Source organism: Streptosporangium nondiastaticum (genome assembly GCF_003011965.1).
Taxonomy (GTDB): domain Bacteria; phylum Actinomycetota; class Actinomycetes; order Streptomycetales; family Streptomycetaceae; genus Streptomyces; species Streptomyces nondiastaticus.
In genome coordinates, this window is the sequence record NZ_PXWG01000041.1 from 32035 (window position 1) to 50362 (window position 18328).

The 18328-nt window shown below is 74.4% G+C and carries 14 protein-coding genes; 9 read left to right on the top strand and 5 right to left on the bottom strand.

All coding sequences use genetic code 11. The features are described 5' to 3' along the window. Window positions 1-179: 179 nt before the first annotated feature. Window positions 180-932: a TIGR03089 family protein gene (locus tag B7P34_RS17245; RefSeq protein WP_106677512.1), complete on the bottom strand. Its 753-nt coding sequence runs from the start codon at window positions 930-932 to the stop codon at window positions 180-182. Window positions 933-1070: 138 nt separating this feature from the next. Between B7P34_RS17245 and B7P34_RS17250 the strand changes: the two genes are divergently transcribed. From B7P34_RS17250 to B7P34_RS17260, 3 genes are all read left to right on the top strand, one after another. After that, complete coding sequence (locus tag B7P34_RS17250) at window positions 1071-2501, top strand: peptidoglycan recognition protein family protein (RefSeq protein ID WP_106677514.1); 1431 nt, start codon at window positions 1071-1073, stop codon at window positions 2499-2501. A gap of 82 nt (window positions 2502-2583) precedes the next feature. After that, window positions 2584-3684, top strand: coding sequence for a sugar phosphate nucleotidyltransferase (locus tag B7P34_RS17255; protein ID WP_106677516.1), 1101 nt, complete (start codon window positions 2584-2586; stop codon window positions 3682-3684). Window positions 3685-3747: 63 nt separating this feature from the next. After that, complete coding sequence (locus B7P34_RS17260) at window positions 3748-4650, top strand: DNA-3-methyladenine glycosylase family protein (protein ID WP_223267936.1); 903 nt, start codon at window positions 3748-3750, stop codon at window positions 4648-4650. Between the two features lie 187 nt (window positions 4651-4837). On the opposite strand, the gene B7P34_RS17265 is transcribed toward B7P34_RS17260, so the two are convergent. The 3 genes from B7P34_RS17265 to B7P34_RS17275 form a co-directional block, all read right to left on the bottom strand. Then, window positions 4838-6163 (bottom strand): coenzyme F420-0:L-glutamate ligase, encoded by a 1326-nt coding sequence (locus B7P34_RS17265; protein ID WP_106677518.1) that lies wholly within the window; start codon window positions 6161-6163, stop codon window positions 4838-4840. Further along, window positions 6160-7137, bottom strand: a complete 978-nt coding sequence (cofD, locus tag B7P34_RS17270; RefSeq protein WP_106677520.1) for a 2-phospho-L-lactate transferase — start codon at window positions 7135-7137, stop codon at window positions 6160-6162. Before cofD ends, B7P34_RS17265 begins: the two co-directional genes overlap by 4 nt. An 86-nt stretch (window positions 7138-7223) precedes the next feature. Further along, a complete protein-coding gene (locus B7P34_RS17275) occupies window positions 7224-7781 on the bottom strand; it encodes a cysteine dioxygenase (RefSeq protein ID WP_106677521.1) in 558 nt (185 codons plus the stop codon). A 722-nt stretch (window positions 7782-8503) separates the two neighbouring features. Between B7P34_RS17275 and B7P34_RS17285 the strand changes: the two genes are divergently transcribed. The 3 genes from B7P34_RS17285 (at window position 8504) to B7P34_RS17295 (ending at window position 14591) form a co-directional block, all read left to right on the top strand. Continuing rightward, window positions 8504-8767, top strand: coding sequence for a WhiB family transcriptional regulator (locus B7P34_RS17285; RefSeq protein ID WP_004952403.1), 264 nt, complete (start codon window positions 8504-8506; stop codon window positions 8765-8767). A gap of 458 nt (window positions 8768-9225) precedes the next feature. Then, window positions 9226-13014: a glycosyltransferase family 2 protein gene (locus B7P34_RS17290; protein ID WP_223267937.1), complete on the top strand. Its 3789-nt coding sequence runs from the start codon at window positions 9226-9228 to the stop codon at window positions 13012-13014. Continuing rightward, a complete protein-coding gene (locus tag B7P34_RS17295) occupies window positions 13011-14591 on the top strand; it encodes a DUF5719 family protein (protein WP_106677527.1) in 1581 nt (526 codons plus the stop codon). Before B7P34_RS17290 ends, B7P34_RS17295 begins: the two co-directional genes overlap by 4 nt. A 28-nt stretch (window positions 14592-14619) precedes the next feature. On the opposite strand, the gene B7P34_RS17300 is transcribed toward B7P34_RS17295, so the two are convergent. Beyond that, entirely contained in the window at window positions 14620-15036 is a 417-nt protein-coding gene (locus B7P34_RS17300; protein WP_223267938.1) for a metallopeptidase family protein, read from the bottom strand. 410 nt (window positions 15037-15446) lie between these two features. Between B7P34_RS17300 and B7P34_RS17305 the strand changes: the two genes are divergently transcribed. The 3 genes from B7P34_RS17305 (at window position 15447) to B7P34_RS17315 (ending at window position 18044) form a co-directional block, all read left to right on the top strand. Next, window positions 15447-15842 (top strand): DUF3499 domain-containing protein, encoded by a 396-nt coding sequence (locus B7P34_RS17305; protein ID WP_030365240.1) that lies wholly within the window; start codon window positions 15447-15449, stop codon window positions 15840-15842. A gap of 87 nt (window positions 15843-15929) precedes the next feature. After that, a complete protein-coding gene (locus B7P34_RS17310; protein WP_106677531.1) occupies window positions 15930-17288 on the top strand; it encodes a phosphomannomutase/phosphoglucomutase in 1359 nt (452 codons plus the stop codon). 570 nt (window positions 17289-17858) lie between these two features. After that, a complete protein-coding gene (locus tag B7P34_RS17315; RefSeq protein WP_106677533.1) occupies window positions 17859-18044 on the top strand; it encodes a Trm112 family protein in 186 nt (61 codons plus the stop codon). The last annotated feature ends 284 nt before the right edge of the window (window positions 18045-18328 follow it).

The window sequence follows — 18328 nt, forward strand, 5'->3', positions numbered from 1 at the left end:
GCGTCCTCCTCGGGGTCGGGGCGGTCGTACGGGCCTCAGGGGCCCGCGGACCGGCGGCCGTACGGACCCGGGGATTCCCGCGGACCCCGCGATCCTTGCGGACCCGCGATCCGGGGACCTCGCGGTCCGTACGCCCGATCATCGCCCGGGAGCGGCGGAGCGGCAGCGCGAGAGGGCCGTCAGAGGGCCGTCACGGTGACGCGCTCACTCTCCCGGCGCTTGTCGAGGCCGCCGCCGGAGAGCCGGTCGAGGTGGCGGCACAGCACCACCGACCCGCCCGCGGCCAGCGGCGCGAACAGTCCGGCGGACAGCCCGTCCCAGGTGTCGTAGGGCAGGCCGGACAGCATCCGGGAGCCCGCGCCGAGCCCGTGCTGGAGGGCGTCCGTGCGCGCCCGCTCCACCAGCTGGGCGCCCGTCAGCTCCAGCCCGCCGACGGCGAGCGCGGGTGCGTCCGGGTCGACCGGGGCGTAGGGCGCGAAGCGGTCTCCCTGGCTCGGCACCTCGACGGCGTAGTCGGCGAAGCCCGCGGGCGGCTGGGGGAAACGGCCGCCCAGGGGGCGCAGGGCCAGTGCCACGCGCTCGCCCGGGCACGCGCGCGCCTCCTCCAGCGTGTCCGGCCCGCTGACGACGAGGTCCGCGGCGGCCGGGTCGCCGCCGACGTCGGCCAGCACGCCGGTGGAGGAGCAGGCCAGCAGCCAGACGGCCGTCTGCCAGTGGGCGGGCAGCAGCAGGGCGAGCCGGTCGCCCGGCTCGGCGGCGAGCTCGCCCTGGAGCAGGTTGGCGGTCTTCGCCACCCAATTGGCGAAGGTGGCCACGGACAATTCCACGCGCTCGCCGGTGGCGTCGTCGTAGAAGGTCACGAGCGGGCGGGCCGGATCCGCGGAGAGCGCGGATCGCAGCAGGTCGGCGGGGGTGCGATCGGTGGCGTTCATCGGCGTCAGCGTACGCGCCGGGGCCGCGGCCGGTCAGCCGGACGGACGACGCCGAGGGGGTGGGAGGGGCCGTGCGGCGCCGTCCGGCCACCGCTTGACGAATGGACAGCTTTAAGGCTTATGTCCAAGATTTTCGTTATGCGTGGAATCCTTGTCTCCTCGACCGTGACCGCCTGCGCCGCCCTCACCCTGCCCTTCCTCGCCACCCCCTCGGCCGCCTCGCCGTCCACCCACGACCCGGGCGTCACCGCGCGCTCCGTGCCCGGCAGCACCCAGTCGCTGCCGCTCGTCCCGCTCCGCGGCGCGCACCGCGGCGGCGGCCATGCCAAGAGCCACGGCAAGAACCGCACGGCGGGCCCCGAGCCCACCTCCACGGAACAGGGCCTGCCCCAGATGGAGGTCAAGCCGTTCTCGCTGGTCGGCATCGTCTGGGACGACGCCGCCGCCGAGCTGCACGGCCACGCCCAGGTGCGCACGCGCCCGGTCGGCAGCCGGGACTGGGCGGACTGGCAGGAGGTCTCCACCCACGACGACGACCGTCCCGACACCGACTCCACCGAGGCGCGCGCCGGGCGGCTGCGCGGCTCCACCGCACCCCTGTGGGTCGGCGCCTCCGACGCCATCCAGGTGCGCGTGCGCCCCGAGGCCGCGAGCGGGCGCACGCCCGGCGGCTCCCTGCCCGCCGGGATGCGCCTCGAACTGGTCGACCCCGGCGTGGACCGCGCCCGTTCCGCGGCGCCGCCCGTCCCCAGCGAGAACGAGCTCGCCGCCTCCGCCGCGAACGTCCCGCTCGCCCCCCTCGGCGCCACCGAGATCCCCGCCCTCGGCAAGCCCGAGTCCGAGGCCGACGTCGAGCACACGGGCGTGGGCGAGCTGCCGACCGACGACGAGGAGGACGGTTATCCGCCCGACGGCGACGACCCGGACGACCCCGACCGCCCCGGCCCCGCCGACGGCGGTCGCTACGTAGGCCCGCGCCCCCGCATCGTCACCCGCGCCGGCTGGGGCGCCGACGAATCGCTGCGCGAGTCCGGCTTCTCCTACACCGGGGCCGTCCGCGCGGCCTTCGTGCACCACACGGCCTCCGGCAACCGCTATTCCTGTTCACAGTCGGCATCCGTCATTCGCGGTATCTACCGCTACCACGTTGTGAGCAGCGGCTGGCGGGACCTGGGCTACAACTTCCTCATCGACAAGTGCGGCACCGTCTACGAGGGCCGTGCGGGTGGTGTGGCCAGGCCCGTCAAGGGCGCGCACACCCTCGGTTTCAACAGCAACAGCATGGGCATCGCCGTTCTCGGAACGTACGGAACCACCAATCCGTCCACCGCGGCGGTTGACGCGGTGGCGGACCTCACCGCATGGAAGCTCGGACTGTTCGGCGCCAACCCGGCCGGCACGACGAGCCTGGTGTCCGGAGGCGGAAATCTGTTCAAAAAGGGCACCAAGGTCCGCCTCAAGGTCATCTCCGGGCACCGCGACGGCTTCTCCACCGAGTGCCCCGGCGACCGCCTCTACCGCAAGCTCGGCACCGCCCGTGCCGTCGCGGCACGCCTCCAGGGACGCTGACCCGGCGCGGGGGCACCCTCCGGTCTGCATACACTGGCCGCCGATCACGGCCCGGCCCCAGCAGGAAAGCAGAGACGAACCCTTGACTAAGACGTCTTCTTCGCCGGAAGCGATCCTCCTGGTCGGCGGCAAGGGAACCCGGCTGCGTCCGCTCACGATGAACACGCCCAAACCCATGGTGCCGGCGGCGGGCGTGCCCTTCCTGACGCACCAGCTGGCGCGGGCCCGCGCGGCGGGCGTGGAGCACATCGTGCTCGCCACGTCGTATCTGGCGGAGGTCTTCGAGCCGTACTTCGGCGACGGCTCCGCCCTCGGCCTCCACCTCGAGTACGTCACCGAGGAGGAGCCGCTCGGCACCGGCGGCGCCATCCGCAACGTCGCCTCCCGGCTGCACTCGGGACCGGACGACCCGGTCCTGATCTTCAACGGCGACATCCTCACGGGCTTGGACATCGAAGCCCTCGTGCACACCCACCGCACCACGAACGCGGACGTCTCCCTCCACCTCACCCGGGTCGAGGACCCCCGCGCGTTCGGCCTGGTGCCGACCGACGCGACCGGCAGGGTGACGGCGTTCCTGGAGAAGCCGCAGACGCCGGAGGAGATCGTCACCGACCAGATCAACGCGGGCGCGTACGTCTTCAACCGCTCGGTGATCGACAGCATCCCGGCGGACCGCCCGGTCTCGGTCGAGCGCGAGACGTTCCCGGGCCTGCTGGCGGCCGGCGCGCACCTGCAGGGCATGGTCGACTCGACGTACTGGCTGGACCTCGGCACGCCGCAGGCCTTCGTCCGCGGCTCGGCCGACCTGGTCCTGGGCCGGGCCCCGTCGCCCGCGGTCCCCGGCCGCTGCGGCGACCGCCTGGTCCTGGACACCGCCGACGTCGCGCCGGACGCCAAGCTGACGGGCGGCACGGTCGTCGGCGAGGGCGCGCGCGTGGAGCCGGGCGCCCTGGTGGACGGCTCGACGATCCTCGACGGCGCGGTCGTCGAGGCCGGCGCGCAGATCCGTGACTCGCTGGTGGGCGCGGGGGCGCGCATCGGGGCGCGCACGGTGCTGGACGGCGCGGTGATCGGGGACCGGGCGCACGTGGGCGCGGACAACGAGCTGCGGGCGGGAGCCCGGATCTGGTGCGAGGCGAGGATCCCGGCGGGAACGATCAGGTTCTCGTCGGACCAGTAGGGGACCGGATGAATCCGGCATACGCCGCCATTTATCGCCAAGGGTGGAACGTACCCTGACAGGGTGAAGACCCGCACCTGGCCCCCGCCGATGGCCTATGACCTGGGCCGGACGCTGGGCGTCCTCGCGCGGGGCCCGGGCGACCCGGCCTACCGGGTGGACCCGGACGGCTCCGTGTGGCGGGCCAGCCGTACGCCGGAGGGTCCCGGCACGCTCCACGTGACCGACCGGGGCGGCCGCGTCCACGCGGAGGCGTGGGGCCCCGGCGCGGACCGGCTCCTGGAGACGCTCCCGGCCCTCCTCGGCGCCGGCGACGACCCGGGCGCCTTCACACCCCGCCACCGCCTGGTCCACGAGGCGCACCGCCGCCACCAGGGACTCCGGCTGGCGCGTACGGGCCTGGTCCTGGAGTCACTGATCCCCTCGGTCCTGGAACAGAAGGTCACGGCGGACGAGGCGTACAGGGCCTGGCGCCTCCTCCTGCAGCAGCACGGCGAACCGGCCCCGGGCCCGGCCCCCCGCATGCGCGTGATGCCCAGCCCACAGGGCTGGGCGGCAATCCCGTCCTGGGACTGGCACAAGGCGGGCGTCGACGGCAAGCGCTCGGCGACGATCATCCGAGCGGCCCGGGTGGCGGCACGCCTGGAAGAGGCGGCAGCCATGGACGACGTCCAGGCATCCCGGCGCCTGCAGGCGGTCCCGGGCATAGGCCCCTGGACGGCGGCGGAGACGCTCCAGCGCAGCAACGGCTCACCCGACGCGGTAACGGTGGGCGACCTGCACCTACCGAAGATCATCGGATACGCCCTCACGGGCTTCCGGGGAGCCGACGATAAGGCGATGCTGGACCTGTTGACCCCCTACGAGGGCCAACGCCACAGGGCATGCCGCCTGATCCTGCTCACGGGCAGAACACCCCCGAGACGGGCGCCACGCTTCTCGGTGAACGACATCAGGACGCTCTGACGGGGGACGGATGACGACGGCGGGAGGGGGCCGGGGCCGCAGGGGCAGGGTCCCTGGACGCTGACGTGTATTTGTGGCGCCAAGTGCCGGGCAAGAAGGCGCAGGGGCGAGGGGCGCCGTAAATATACGGTCCAGGGACCCTGCCCCGGAGGCCCCGGCGCCCGGCCCCCACGACGGACGGACGGACCTACCGCACCGCGATGAACGCGTCAGCGACCCGCACCGGCCGCTCCCGCGGCGCCGCCGCCGCGTGCCCCACCGCCACGGCCCCCATCGGGTCCCACCCCTCCGGCAGCTCCAGCACCTCCCGCACCACATCGCGGCAGAACATCGTCGACGAGATCCACGCCGACCCCAGCCGCTCCCCGGCCAGCGCCACGAGGAAGTTCTGCACGGCCGCGCCGGCCGCGACGACGAACATCTCGCGCTCGGACGCGTTCCGCCGGGCGTCGGGGTAGGTGTGCGACCCGTCCATCACCAGGCAGGGCACCACCAGGTACGGAGCGTTCCGCAGCACGTCACCGCGCCGCACCCGCTTGGCGATGCTCTCCTCGCCGAACCCGTCCCCGCGCAGGTCCGCGATCCACGCCTCCCGCATGGCGTCGAGCAGCCGCACCCGCGCCTCCTCGGACTCCAGCAGGACGAACCGCCAGGGCGTCGTGTGGTGCGGGGCGGGGGCGGTGACGGCGGCGGCGACGGCCCGCCGCACGGCGGCACCGTCGACGGGCTCACCGGTGAACTCCCGCACGGTCCGCCGCAGGGTCACGGCTTCCCGTACGGCCTCGGACGTCCCGAGCCGGAACATGTCATCGCCGGCGGAACGCACAAGGGCCCGGGCCCCGGGGGCACGGTCACCGTCCTCGCCCACCACGTGGGGCAGTCCGCGCACCACGGCGACCGGCAGCCCCGCGACCTTCCCCTTGACGAGGTCACCGGCGGCGGCCAGCTCGTCCGCCGTGGCGACGACGGTCGCGCTCAGCGGATTGCCGTGCGCGTCGGTGCCGCCCCGCAGGTCGTCCAGCACGCGCACCCCGGCCGCGCCGATGGCGACGTCGGTCAGACCGTTGCGCCAGGGCCGGCCGAAGGTGTCCGTCACGATGACGCCGACGTCGACGCCGAGGGCCTCCCGGAGCCCGTCGCGCAGGGCGCGGGCGGAGGCGTCGGGGTCCTCGGGCAGCAGCAGTATCGTCCCGGCGGCGGTGTTGGACGCGTCGACGCCGGCGGCGGCCATCACCAGGCCCAGCCGGTTCTCGACGATGCGCAGGGGCCCGCGGCGGGCGACGACCCGTACGGTCTCGGCGTCTATGGCCGCCTCGCGGTCACCGGCCCGGACGATCCGTCCCTCGGCCTTGCTGACGATCTTCGAGGTGACGAGCAGGACGTCGCCGTCGGCGAGCCCGGGCAGGCCCTCGCCCGTGACGGCCCCGGCGAGGAGCTTGACGAGGTCGTCGCCGGCCCGCACCTCGGGGATGCCGGGCACGGCCCAGACCCGGTACCCGGGGACCTCGCTCACGCGCGCACCTCCTCGGCCAGCGCCAGCGCCTCCCGGGCCATGGCGGCCGTGGCCTCGGTGTCCGTCATCATCAGCGGCACGGCACGGCACCGGATGCCCGCGGCCTCGACCGCCTCCACGGCGCCGGCGTCGACGGTGTCGACCAGCCAGCCGTCGAGCAGCCCGGAGCCGTAGTGCCCGGCGACGGCCGCGGCGGTGGACTCCACGCCGACGGCGGCGAGGACCTTGTCGGCCATGCCGCGCACGGGCGCGTCCCCGACGATGGGGGAGAGGCCGACGACGGGCGCGGAGGCGGCGGCGACGGCCTCGCGGACGCCGGGCACGGCGAGCACGGTGCCGATGCTGACGACGGGGTTGGACGGCGGGAAGAGGATGACGTCGGCGGCGGCGATCGCCTCCAGGACGCCGGGCGCGGGCTTGGCCTCCTCGGCGCCGACGGGGATGATCGCGTGCGCGGGCACGCCGGCCCGCAGCCGCACCCAGTACTCCTGGAAGTGCACGGCCTTGCGCGCCGGAGCCCCGGCGTCAAGGTCGTCGATCAGGACGTGGGTCTCGACCCGGTCGTCGCTCATGGGAAGCAGCCGCACCCCGGGCCGCCACCGCTCGCACAGCGCCTCGGTCACGGCGCTCAGCGGATAGCCGGCGGCGAGCATCTGCGTACGGACGATGTGCGTGGCGAAGTCGCGGTCGCCGAGCCCGAACCACTCGGGCCCGACGCCGTACGCCGCCAGCTCCTCCTTCACGGCGAAGGACTCGCCGGCCCGGCCCCAGCCCTGTTCCTCGTGGATGCCGCCGCCGAGCGTGTACATCACGGTGTCGAGGTCGGGGCAGACCTTGAGCCCGAAGAGGTGGATGTCGTCGCCGGTGTTGCCGATGACGGTGATGTCGGCGCCGGGGACTGCTGACTTGAGGCCGCGGAGGAAGCGGGCGCCCCCGATTCCACCGGCCAGAACGACGATGCGCTGCGTAGGCATGGCAGACAGTCTGTCAGCCCGCTGATCGACGGCCGAGAGGCGGTGGCCGGGAGACGACCGAGGGGGCGTCCGCCGGGCACGGGGCCTCAGTTGGCGAGGACGCCCCTGACGGCGGGCGCGGGTGCGGGCGCATGAGCAGGTGCGGCCGCCGGCTCCCCGGCCGCCGAGACCGACGTCCGCATGGGCATCTCGGTGAGCCCCGGCGAGTACACGTGCAGGCTGACGGCCGGCGCGAGCGAGTCGTTGACGATCTCATGAGCGTATCCGGGCGCGAAGACGCGCTGGGCTCCGGCGCGCAGCACCTGCCGCGCGCCGCCGGGCGTCCCGGTGCTTCCGGTGATCTCGGTCAGCTCACCCTGGAGGACGGTCAGCACCCCGGAGGAGGGGCCGTGGTCGTGGGCGCCGCTGCCCTGGCCGGGCACCCAGCTCAGCAGCCACACCTCGTAGCCCGGGCCGACGCGGAGGCGGTGGTACCAGCGGCTGGTGGCGTCGTACTGGACGAGGTGGGCCCAGGAGGCGCGGTCGGCGGCGACGGAGCGGGCCAGCCCGGCGAACTCGGCGACGGTGCGCGGGTGGGCGGGGGCGGGCGGCATGAGGTGGGGGATGGCGAGCGGGTCGCCGGCGATCTGGACGTCGCTGTTCATGTGCGGGGGTTCCTCGGCGGAAGCGGCGGAAGCGGCGGGAGGTGCGGGGGAGCGCGTGACGTGCGGTGGAGCGTGGGGGTGCCCGGAGCTACGGGTGGCGCGGGGGCGCACCGTGGACGGCCGGGATCACGGCCGCGCGGGCGCGGGGCGCAGTGGTGCTGCGGGAGGTCAGCCGGAGCTCTGGGGCGTCGACGGCATCAACAGCTGGAACAGCGACAGCGAGCCTGCACGGCGCAGCGGGACCCGTAGCTACGGGTCAGGCTGAGGGCGGCGTTCACTGGCATGCCCACCACGGTGACGGGCCCGGACACGTTGTGTCAACTGCATGTCCCTTTTGGGGTCAATGTTTCACCTCATCCGGTAACTGTGGGTGCTCCAAGGTTTGCGGGGGTGTGACCATGGAGAGGTGGCGCTGCGACCGGGGCCGCAAACATCGTTCGGCCGGACGGTGCAACGGGATTGCCGCGCGTGACGTCCTCTCCTCACAGGGGGGAACGGGGCGGCCGTGGCCCGGCGGAAGCGGCGCAGAGGGGTCTGTCCGGACTTGTAATCTTTTGGACACTTTCTGCTTGGCTTTGGTTCCGCAGAGTGAATAAGGGGCCCAATAGCAGATCTCGGCTTGACTGGCCCGGATCGGCACACTTGTAATTTCACCCGTGTCGTTCTGCCGTACTTGATGAAGGCGACGACACGGGGACGTAAATGACAGACGAGGGGCGCACATGACCGAGCTGTTTCAGCAACTGCTGGTCGAGGAGGCGGACGAGGAGCTCGGCTGGCAAGAGCGCGCGCTGTGCGCTCAGACCGATCCCGAGTCCTTCTTCCCCGAGAAGGGCGGATCCACGCGGGAGGCCAAGAAGGTCTGCCTCGCCTGCGAAGTCCGCTCGGAATGCCTTGAATATGCCCTTGCCAATGACGAGCGCTTCGGCATCTGGGGCGGCCTGTCCGAGCGTGAGCGCCGCCGCCTGAAGAAGGCGGCGGTCTGAGCTTCCGATAGGCCTATCAGTCCTATGGATCCCCGGATCCCCGATGGTTCCGCAGCGGATCCCATGGGTCGGACAATCGGGCTTATTGGTTTCGGTGATTCCAGGGCCAGTGATTCGCCGGTAAATGTGGGAATTAATGGGCCGGTAGTTACCGTAAGTTAAAAGCAAAGGCCATGCATTGGCTCCCCGTTGCCGGGAGGGCCTTCCGCAGACCGTGACGTACGCCATGCCGCACCCCATGACGTCCGCACGGCGTACGCACCGCGTACGGGACATCCGGTCCGCCCGCCGCGCCACCGGCGCGAGGCGGACCGCTGTGTGCGCAGCCACTAGTGTGGGGGCCCGTCCGAGACGCACCGCCGCCCCGACGGGCGCACCCGCGGCCGGCGCAGTCCAGCACAGCAGTCATCCGGGGCCCCGCCCCGGACCCCGGCCGGAGGGCCCGTACCCCGATGTCCGTGCACAGCAATGCGGCGCACTCGAATACGACGGACGCGTCCGCCGCCGCCAGCCGTCTGCCCGCGTTCGACCCCGCCGTCCCGCCGGCCTTCCCGCGCCACGTCGTCACCGCCGTGATCGTCAGCCACGACGGCTCCCGCTGGCTCCCCGACGCCCTGTCCGGCCTGCTCGGCCAGGAGCGGCCCGTGCAGAGCGCCGTCGGCGCCGACACCGGCAGCACCGACGACTCCGCCCAGCTCCTCGCCGACGCCCTCGGCCCGGACCGCGTCCTGCACCTCGCCCGCCGCGCCGGCTTCGGCACCGCCGTCGACGAGGCCCTGCGCGCCGTCCCCGCGCCCGACCCCGAGGAACTGCCCTACCTCAAGCGCTCCAGCGGCTGGGACCCCGTCAGCCGCACCTGGCGCGAGGACGGCCACGACCAGCCCGGCGACGGCCGGCGCCACGGCGACGCCGACCTCGAACCCGTCCAGTGGCTGTGGCTCCTGCACGACGACTGCGCGCCCGAGCCCGGCGCCCTCCACGAACTCCTGCGCGTCGCGGACTCCGAGCCCGGCGCCGCCGTCCTCGGCCCCAAGCTGCGCGGCTGGTACGACCGCCGCCAGCTCCTGGAGGCCGGCGTCTCCATCGCCCGCAGCGGCCGCCGCTGGACCGGCCTCGACCGCCGCGAACAGGACCAGGGCCAGCACGACCAGATCCGCACCGTGCTGTCCGTGTCCACCGCCGGCATGCTCGTCCGCCGCGACGTCTTCGAGCAGCTCGGCGGCTTCGACCCCCGGCTGCCCCTCATGCGCGACGACGTCGACCTGTGCTGGCGCGCCCACGCCGCGGGCCACCGCGTCCTCGTCGCCCCCGACGCCGTCCTGCGGCACGCCGAGGCCGCCGCCCGCGAACGCCGCCCCGTCGACTGCGCCGGCCGCCGCCCGGTCAACCCGCACCGCGTCGACAAGGCCGGCGCCGTGCACACCCTCCTCGCCAACACACGGGGCCCGGCCCTCGCCTACGTGATGCTGCGGCTCGTCCTCAGCACCCTCCTGCGGACCGCCGGCTATCTCCTGGGCAAGGCCCCCGCGCAGGCCCTCGACGAGCTCACCGGCCTCTTCCGCGTCCTCCTGCGGCCCGGCCGCATCCGCGCCGCCCGGGCGAAGCGCGGCGCCCCGGCCGTGGCGCCGAGCGAACTCAGAGCCCTGTTCCCGCCCCCCGGAGCCACCCTCCGGGCCACCGCCGAGCAGCTGGCGACCAGCATCGGCGGCCGCTGGGACGACGGCCCGGCAGGCGGCCGCCACGGCGCCGCCGAATCCGGGCCGACCGGCGAGGACGCCGACTTCCTGGAGATCGAGCAGTTCGCCCGCCTCAAGCGGATCCTCCGCAAGCCCGCCCCCGTCCTCTTCGGCCTCCTGCTGCTCGTCTCCGTCGTCGCCTGCCGCGAGCTCTTCGGCACCGGAAGCCTCTCCGGCGGCGCCCTCCTGCCCGCCCCCGACGGCGCCTCGGCCCTCTGGGCGCAGTACACGGACGCCTGGCACCCCGTCGGCGTGGGCAGCACCGGAAGCGCACCGCCCTACCTGGCGGTCCTCGCCACCCTCTCGTCGCTCTTCCTCGGCTCCACGGGCTTCACTCTCACCCTGCTGCTCGTCTGCTCGGTGCCCCTGGCCGGGCTCAGCGCCTACTTCGCCTCCCGTGCGCTGGTCTCCTCCCGCCCCCTGCGCGCCTGGGCCGCCGTCGCCTACGCCTTCCTGCCCGCCGCGACCGGCGCCCTCGCCGGAGGCCGCCTCGGCACCGCCGTCCTGGCCGTCCTGCTGCCGCTCATGGCGCGCACCGCCGTCGCCGCCACCGGCCTGCGCGTCCCGGGCGCCCGTCCCACCTGGCGCGCGTCCTGGGCGTACGCCCTCCTGCTCACCGTCACCACCGCCTTCACTCCGGTCATGTGGCCGCTCGCCGTCGTCCTGGGCCTGGCCGCCCTGGCCTTCCACGGCGCCCAGGGAGGCCGCCCGCGGCTGCTGCTCCACGGCCCGCGCTTCCTCGCCGTCACTCTCACCCCCCTTGCCGTCCTGGCCCCCTGGTCCCTGGGCCTGTTCGCGCACCCGGGCCGCTTCCTGACCGAGGCCGGCCTCGGTCAGGCGAACGCCGCCCCGTCCTCCCCGCTGTACCTGCTCACCGCCGACCCCGGCGGCGCGAAGACCATCGGCGGCGCGCTGCTCGCGGGCGTCGTCCTGGCCGCGCTCGCCGCCCTGCTGCGCGCCGACCGGCAGCTCGCCGTCCGCGGCGCCTGGCTGACCGCCCTGGCGGCCCTCGCGGCCGCCGTGCTCTCCGCCCGCTCGGCCTGGGCCGGACCGGCCACCCTCCTCTACGGGCTCGCCCTCATCGCCGCAGCGGTCGTCGGTGCGGAAGGCGCCCGGGCGCGCGTGGCCGCCCTCAGCTTCGGCTGGCGGCAGCCGGTGGCCGTGCTCATCGCCCTCGCCGCGGCCGCCGCCCCCCTGGCCGCCGCCGTGGGCTGGGCGGCCGGCGGGGCGGACGGCCCGCTGCAGCGGCGCGACGCGGCGCAGGTGCCGGCCTTCGTGGCCGAGGAGGCGGCCACCCGCGACCAGGCCCGCACCCTGGTGCTCGACGGCCGCGACGGGCGCGTCACCTACGCGCTCGTCCGGGGCTCCGGCGCCCGCCTCGGCGACGCCGAGACGGCCGCGGCCGCCGGGGCCGACCCGAAGCTCGACTCCGTCGTCGCCGGCCTCGTGGCGGGCTCCGGAGCCGACCAGGCCGGCCTCCTCGCCGACTACGCCGTCGGCTACGTCCTCGTCCGCGACAGCGCCCCCGCGGCCATGGGCCGCGCCCTGGACACCACCCCCGGCCTGACGCGGCTCAGCCGCCAGGACCACGCCTCCCTGTGGCGGGTGGACCGCGAGGTCGCCCGCATCACCGTCGTCGCGGGGGCACAAGGGAGCGGCAAGGACGGCGGTGAGCAGTCCGCCCCCGCGCCGGTCGCCGCCGGGCCCGTCGAGTCCCGCGCGAAGCTCCCCGCGGGCCCCGCGGGGCGGGTCCTGCGGATCGCCGACAAGGCCGACCCCGGCTGGCAGGCCACGCTCGACGGACGCCCCCTCAAGCGCACCACCGTCGACGGCTGGGCACAGGGCTTCGAACTCCCCGCGGCCGGCGGCAGGCTGGCGCTGACGTACAAGGCGCCCGGCACGCACAGCACGTGGCTGTGGGCGCAGGGCCTCCTCGCGGCCGTCCTCGTGGTGCTCGCCCTTCCCGGGCGCAAGCGCCAGGTGGACGACGACCTCCCGGAGGAGGAGAGCGCGCCCGCGGCCGTCGCCGCGCCCGCCTCCGTACCGGCCCAGGCGGCCGCAGGCGAGGGCCGCCGCGCGCGCAGGCTGCGGGCCGCCGCGGAGGCCGCCCGGCCGGACGCCGCCCCGGCGCCGGAAGCCCCTCCCGTAGAGCCCGTCGCCGACTCCTACGCCGACCCGTACGCGGCCTCCTATGCCGACGCGTACACCGATCCGTACGCGCAGCAGCACGTGCAGCAACAAGGCCAGGAGTACGGGCAGGAGTACGGACAGCAGTACGGGCATGAGATGCCCTACGGCACGTACGGCGAACAGCACTATCAGGGCAGCCAGGAGGGCACGTACGACGCCACCTACGGTGGCGCCCACCACCAAGCCCCGTACCCGTACCCGGCGGAGCCCTACGCGAACGGGCAGACCGGCACGTACGACCCGTACACCTACGGCGGAGCACACGACACGACGTACGGCGGCGGTGACCGGCACCACCGCGACGGGAGCGAGCAGCAGTGAAGCGCACCACCCTGTCCCTGTTCGCCGCGGCCGCCGCGCTCGCGGCCCTGGGCGGCGCGGCCGTCCTCACCCTGCCGTCCGGCGGCGAGGGCGGTGGCAGCGCGGCCGCCCGCACGGCCGCGAAGGCGCCCGCCCGGCTGCCCGTCCAGCGCTCCATGGCCCTCTGCCCGGCCCCGACTTCGTCGGACGTGGGGGAGACGGCGTACACCGCCTTCACTCCGGTCAGTGGGGCGAAGAGCGCGCAGAAGGGCGCGGCCGAACTGCTGTCGGCAGCAGGCAGCGACAAGAAGGACGACAGCAACAAGAAGGAAGATAAGGGTAATAGCAAGGACAAGAAGGGTGAAAAGGGGAAGAAGGAAGACAAGGAGCCTGCGGCCGCGGGCACTTCGGTCCTGTCCCTGAAGGAGCCCGGCAAGCCCGCCACGGCGACCACCGGCCGCTCCGACGCCCCCGCCCTCATCGGCAGCGCCGACGGCGCGCTCGCCCCCGGCTGGACCGTCCAGCAGACCACCGTGATCGCGGCCGGCAGCGGCCGCGGACTGCACGGGCTGACCTGTACGGCGCCCGACACCTCGTTCTGGTTCCCCGGCGCGAGCACCGTCAAGGGCCGCCAGGACTATGTCCACCTGACCAACCCCGACAGCGCGGCCGCCGTCGTCGACCTGGAGCTCTACGGCAAGGACGGCCGGATCAAGTCCGGGGCCGGGGAGGGCGTCACGGTCCCGCCGCGCTCCACCGTCCCCGTGCTGCTGTCCTCCCTGGCGGATCAGCCCGCGGAGGACGTCACGCTGCACGTGGCCGCCCGCTCGGGCCGGGTCGGGGCGGGCCTGCAGACGGCCGACGACAAGAAGGGCGGCGACTGGCTGCCGGCCTCCGCAGAACCGGCCGCCGACGCCGTCCTCCCGGGCATCCCGGGCGACGCGACGTCCGTACGGCTCGTCGTCTTCGCCCCCGGCTCGGACGACGCCGACCTCAAGGTGCGCTTCGCCGGCCCGAACGGCACGATCACCCCGGCCGGCCACGAGACCCTGCACGTCCGCAGCGGCATGACCGTGGCCGTCGACCTGGGGGACGTCACCAAGGGCGAGGCGGGCTCGCTGCTGCTCACCGCGGACGGCAGGAGCGCACCGGTCGTCGCCGCGCTGCGCGTCACCCGCGGCAAGGACGACAAGCAGGAGACGGCGTACATCCCCGCCGTGCAGCAGCTCGGCGGGCGGGCCACGGTGGCGGACAACCGCCCCAAGGCCAGCACGCTCGCCCTGGTCGCGCCCGGCAAGGAGGCGGCGCAGGTCAAGGTCACCTCCTCGGCGGGCAGCGAGGGCGGCGAGCCGGCGGAGAAGACGTACACGGTGAAGCCGGGCACCACCCTCACCGTGGAGCCGCCGCAGCCGGCGGGCGCCAAGGGGTCGTTCGCGGTGACCGTGGAGAAGGTCTCCGGCGGGCCGGTGCACGCTTCGCGGATGCTGGCCCTGCCCAAGGACGGCGTCCCCATGTTCACGATCCAGCCGCTGGCGGACGACCGTTCGTCGGTGAAGGTGCCGCAGGCGGAGCAGGACCTGTCGATGCTCAACCGCTGAGCGGCGGCGCGCCCTCGCGGCGGCCCGGTCAGTCCTGGCCGTAGCGGGGGTCGACCGACTCCGGGGCGAGCCCGAGGAGTTCGGCGACCTGCTCGACCACGACCTCGTGCACCAGCAGGGCGCGCTCCTCGCGGCCCTTGGCGCGGATCTCCACCGGGCGGCGGTAGATCACGATGCGGTCCGGGGCGTCGCCGCGGGCGGCCACGTAGCGGCCGAGGGGCACGGACTCGCCGTCGAAGTCGAAGGCGTCCAGGCCGTCGGGGTCGCTCAGCGCGCCCCCGGCGTCACTCCTGGCGACCGGCACCTCGCGCACCACGAAGTCGACGGACGCGAGCTGCGGCCAGCGCCGCTCCAGCCGCTCCGCGGAGTCGTGCACCAGGTCGACGAACGCCTCGCCGCGGCTGACCGACAGCGGCACTTGGGGCGGCGCGACCGGCCCGCGCATGCCGCGTCCATGACGGTCGCGGTGGCGGGGACGCGGCCCGGATCGGCTGGGGACACCCCCGGGGGTGGCCGGAGGAGGTACGCGGTTGTCCATCACTCTTGAGGGTATCCGTCGGCCGCCCCGTCGCACGTGGCTGTCGTGCATCCCGGGAATGTCGCCTGATGAACATTCCGGCCAGCCCTGTGATCAATTATGGTCAGATACCGGACCGTCCGGTCTGCTTGCGCGGGTTCGGGGAGGGGCGCCGGTGCGCGCACCCGCCTCTGGTGAGACCCTGTTCACCAGCCCCCGCGCAGGTCAGTCGGGGTGGGGAGAAGCAAGCGTCCACAGGACGAACCAGGACGACACGGAGGGGTGAGCCGGGGGTGAGTCGTCGCGGCCCGCTCAAGAGTGCGGTACCGTCCAACCTCGTGAGCCCTGTACGTCGCTGTTCGCGCACCGCGTGCGGCCGCCCGGCCGTCGCGACGCTGACGTACGTCTATGCCGACTCGACCGCCGTCCTCGGACCGCTCGCCACCTACGCCGAACCCCACTGCTACGACCTGTGCGCCGAGCACTCCGAGCGCCTGACCGCCCCCCGCGGGTGGGACGTCGTCCGGCTCGCCCTCGACAGCGGCCCCGCCCGTCCCAGCGGCGACGACCTCGAAGCACTCGCCAACGCCGTGCGGGAAGCGGCCCGTCCGCAGGAGCGCGCCGTCCAGCCCGGCCCCCCGCCGGGCGCGTCCGGCCCCGGCGGCCGCGAGGCCGATCCCATGGAGGTGGCCCGCCGAGGCCACCTCAGGGTCCTGCGCTCGCCCGACAACTGACACCGCGCCCGGCCGCCCCGGGCCCGGACCGTCACTTCCTCCCGGTAGGTTTGTCTCCCCCGTACCGGACCCAGGAAGGCGTTGGCTGTGGCTGATCTGTCGCAGATCGTGAAGGCATACGACGTACGCGGTGTGGTCCCGGACCAGTGGGACGAGACCCTCGCGGAACTCTTCGGCGCCGCCTTCGCCGAAGTCACCGGAGCGAGCGCCGTCGTGGTCGGCCACGACATGCGGCCCTCGTCGCCCGGCCTCTCGGGCGCCTTCGCCCGCGGCGCCGCCGCCCGCGGCGTGGACGTCACCGAGATCGGCCTCTGCTCCACCGACCAGCTCTACTTCGCGAGCGGCCACCTCGGGCTGCCCGGCGCGATGTTCACGGCCAGCCACAACCCCGCGCAGTACAACGGCATCAAGCTGTGCCGGGCCGGCGCCGCCCCCGTCGGCCAGGACACCGGCCTCGCCGAGATCCGCGCCCTCGTCGAGGGCTGGCTCGAAAACGGCGCCCCCGAGCCCGCGGCCGCCCCCGGCACCGTCACCCGCCGGGACGTCCTGGACGACTACGCCGCCCACCTGCGCTCCCTCGTCGACCTCAGCGGCATCCGCCGCCTCAAGGTCGTCGTCGACGCCGGCAACGGCATGGGCGGGCACACCGTCCCCACCGTCTTCGCCGGGCTGCCCCTCGACCTCGACGCCCTGTACTTCGAGCTCGACGGCACCTTCCCCAACCACGAGGCCAACCCCCTCGACCCCAAGAACCTCGTCGACCTGCAGGCGCGCGTCCGCGAGGTCGGCGCCGACATCGGCCTCGCCTTCGACGGCGACGCCGACCGCTGCTTCGTCATCGACGGCAACGGCGACCCCGTCTCGCCGTCCGCGATCACCGCGCTCGTCGCCGCGCGCGAGCTCGCCAAGCACCCCGGCGGCACGGTCATCCACAACCTGATCACCTCGTGGTCCGTGCCGGAGGTCGTCAAGGAGTGCGGCGGCACGCCCGTGCGCACGCGCGTGGGCCACTCCTTCATCAAGCAGGAGATGGCCACCACCGGCGCCATCTTCGGCGGCGAGCACTCCGCGCACTACTACTTCCGCGACTTCTGGAACGCCGACACGGGCATGCTCGCCGCCATGCACGTCCTCGCCGCCCTCGGCGGCCAGGACGGCCCGCTGTCCGAGCTGGTCGCCGAGTACGACCGGTACGCCGGCTCCGGCGAGATCAACAGCACCGTCGCCGACCAGGCGGGGCGGACGGCCGCCGTCCGCGCCGCGTACGGGGAGCTGCCGGGCGCGGAGGTGGACGAGCTCGACGGCCTCACCGTCACCACCCCCGACTGGTGGTTCAACCTCCGCGCCTCCAACACCGAGCCCCTCCTCCGCCTGAACGTCGAGGCCCGCGACGCGGAAACGGTGGCCCGCGTACGGGACGAGGTCCTGGCAATCGTCCGGGCGTAGCGCCCTCCGGGCGGGTCAGCGCACCAGGGCCCCGGCCACTGATTCCGCCGCGGCGGCGAGCATGTGAATCCGGCCTTTCCGGCGGTGCCGTTCCGGCCTTGGCCGGGTTCGGCGCCGCCGGTCTGCGCCGTTGTGGCTGATCGCCGTCGCGGCGGGGGAGACGCCGGGGCCCGGCAGGGGCAGACGGGCTGGAACTGGCCGCTCGTGAACTCCTCCGCCGGGATGCCGGGGCCAGCAGGCGTAGACGTAACCTCGGCCACTGATTCCGCCGCGGCGGCGGGTATGTGAATCCGGCCTTTCCGGCGGTGCCGTTCCGGCCTTGGCCGGGTTCGGCGCCGCCGGTCTGCGCTGTTGTGGCTGATCGCCGTCGCGGCGGGGGAGATGCCGGGGCCCGGCAGGGGCAGACGCAGCCCCGCGGCACCGCCGCCCCCCGTCGCGGCGTAAGGGATCGCCCCCCGTGCGGCGGGCGGACGGAGCCGTGCGCACGCACACCCCGCATGCCGCGCTTCCCCGAGCGGAGCGCGAAGGTACCCTGGCCGCACAGAGACGTACATCCCGAAGGGAACCCTCATGCCGCTCGAAGCCGGTCTCCTGGAGATCCTCGCCTGCCCGGCGTGCCACGCGCCTCTCCGCGACGAGTCCGCCTCCGAGGAGTCCCCCGAGCTGGTGTGCGAGGGCGACGGCTGCGGTCTGGCCTACCCCGTCCGGGACGGCATCCCCGTGCTGCTCGTGGACGAGGCCCGGCGCCCGGCCTGACACCGGCGCGCCCGCCCGACCGCCCGACCGGTCACCGACCCGCCGGGAGGGCACACCGCACGGCGTACACCACGGCGTACACGACGGCGACCCGGAGGCTGATCCACGGTGTTCGACGAGTCACTCCTCGATGATCCCGACGCCCTGTCCCGCGCCGACCTCCACGGCCTCCTGCGCGGCGCCGCCGAGTCGGGCGCCCGGGTCCGCACGGCCGCCCGCAACGCGGCGGAGGCCGGCGTCTCCGCGCTCCGCCCGGACGGCCGCCCCCGCGCGGTGCTGGTCGC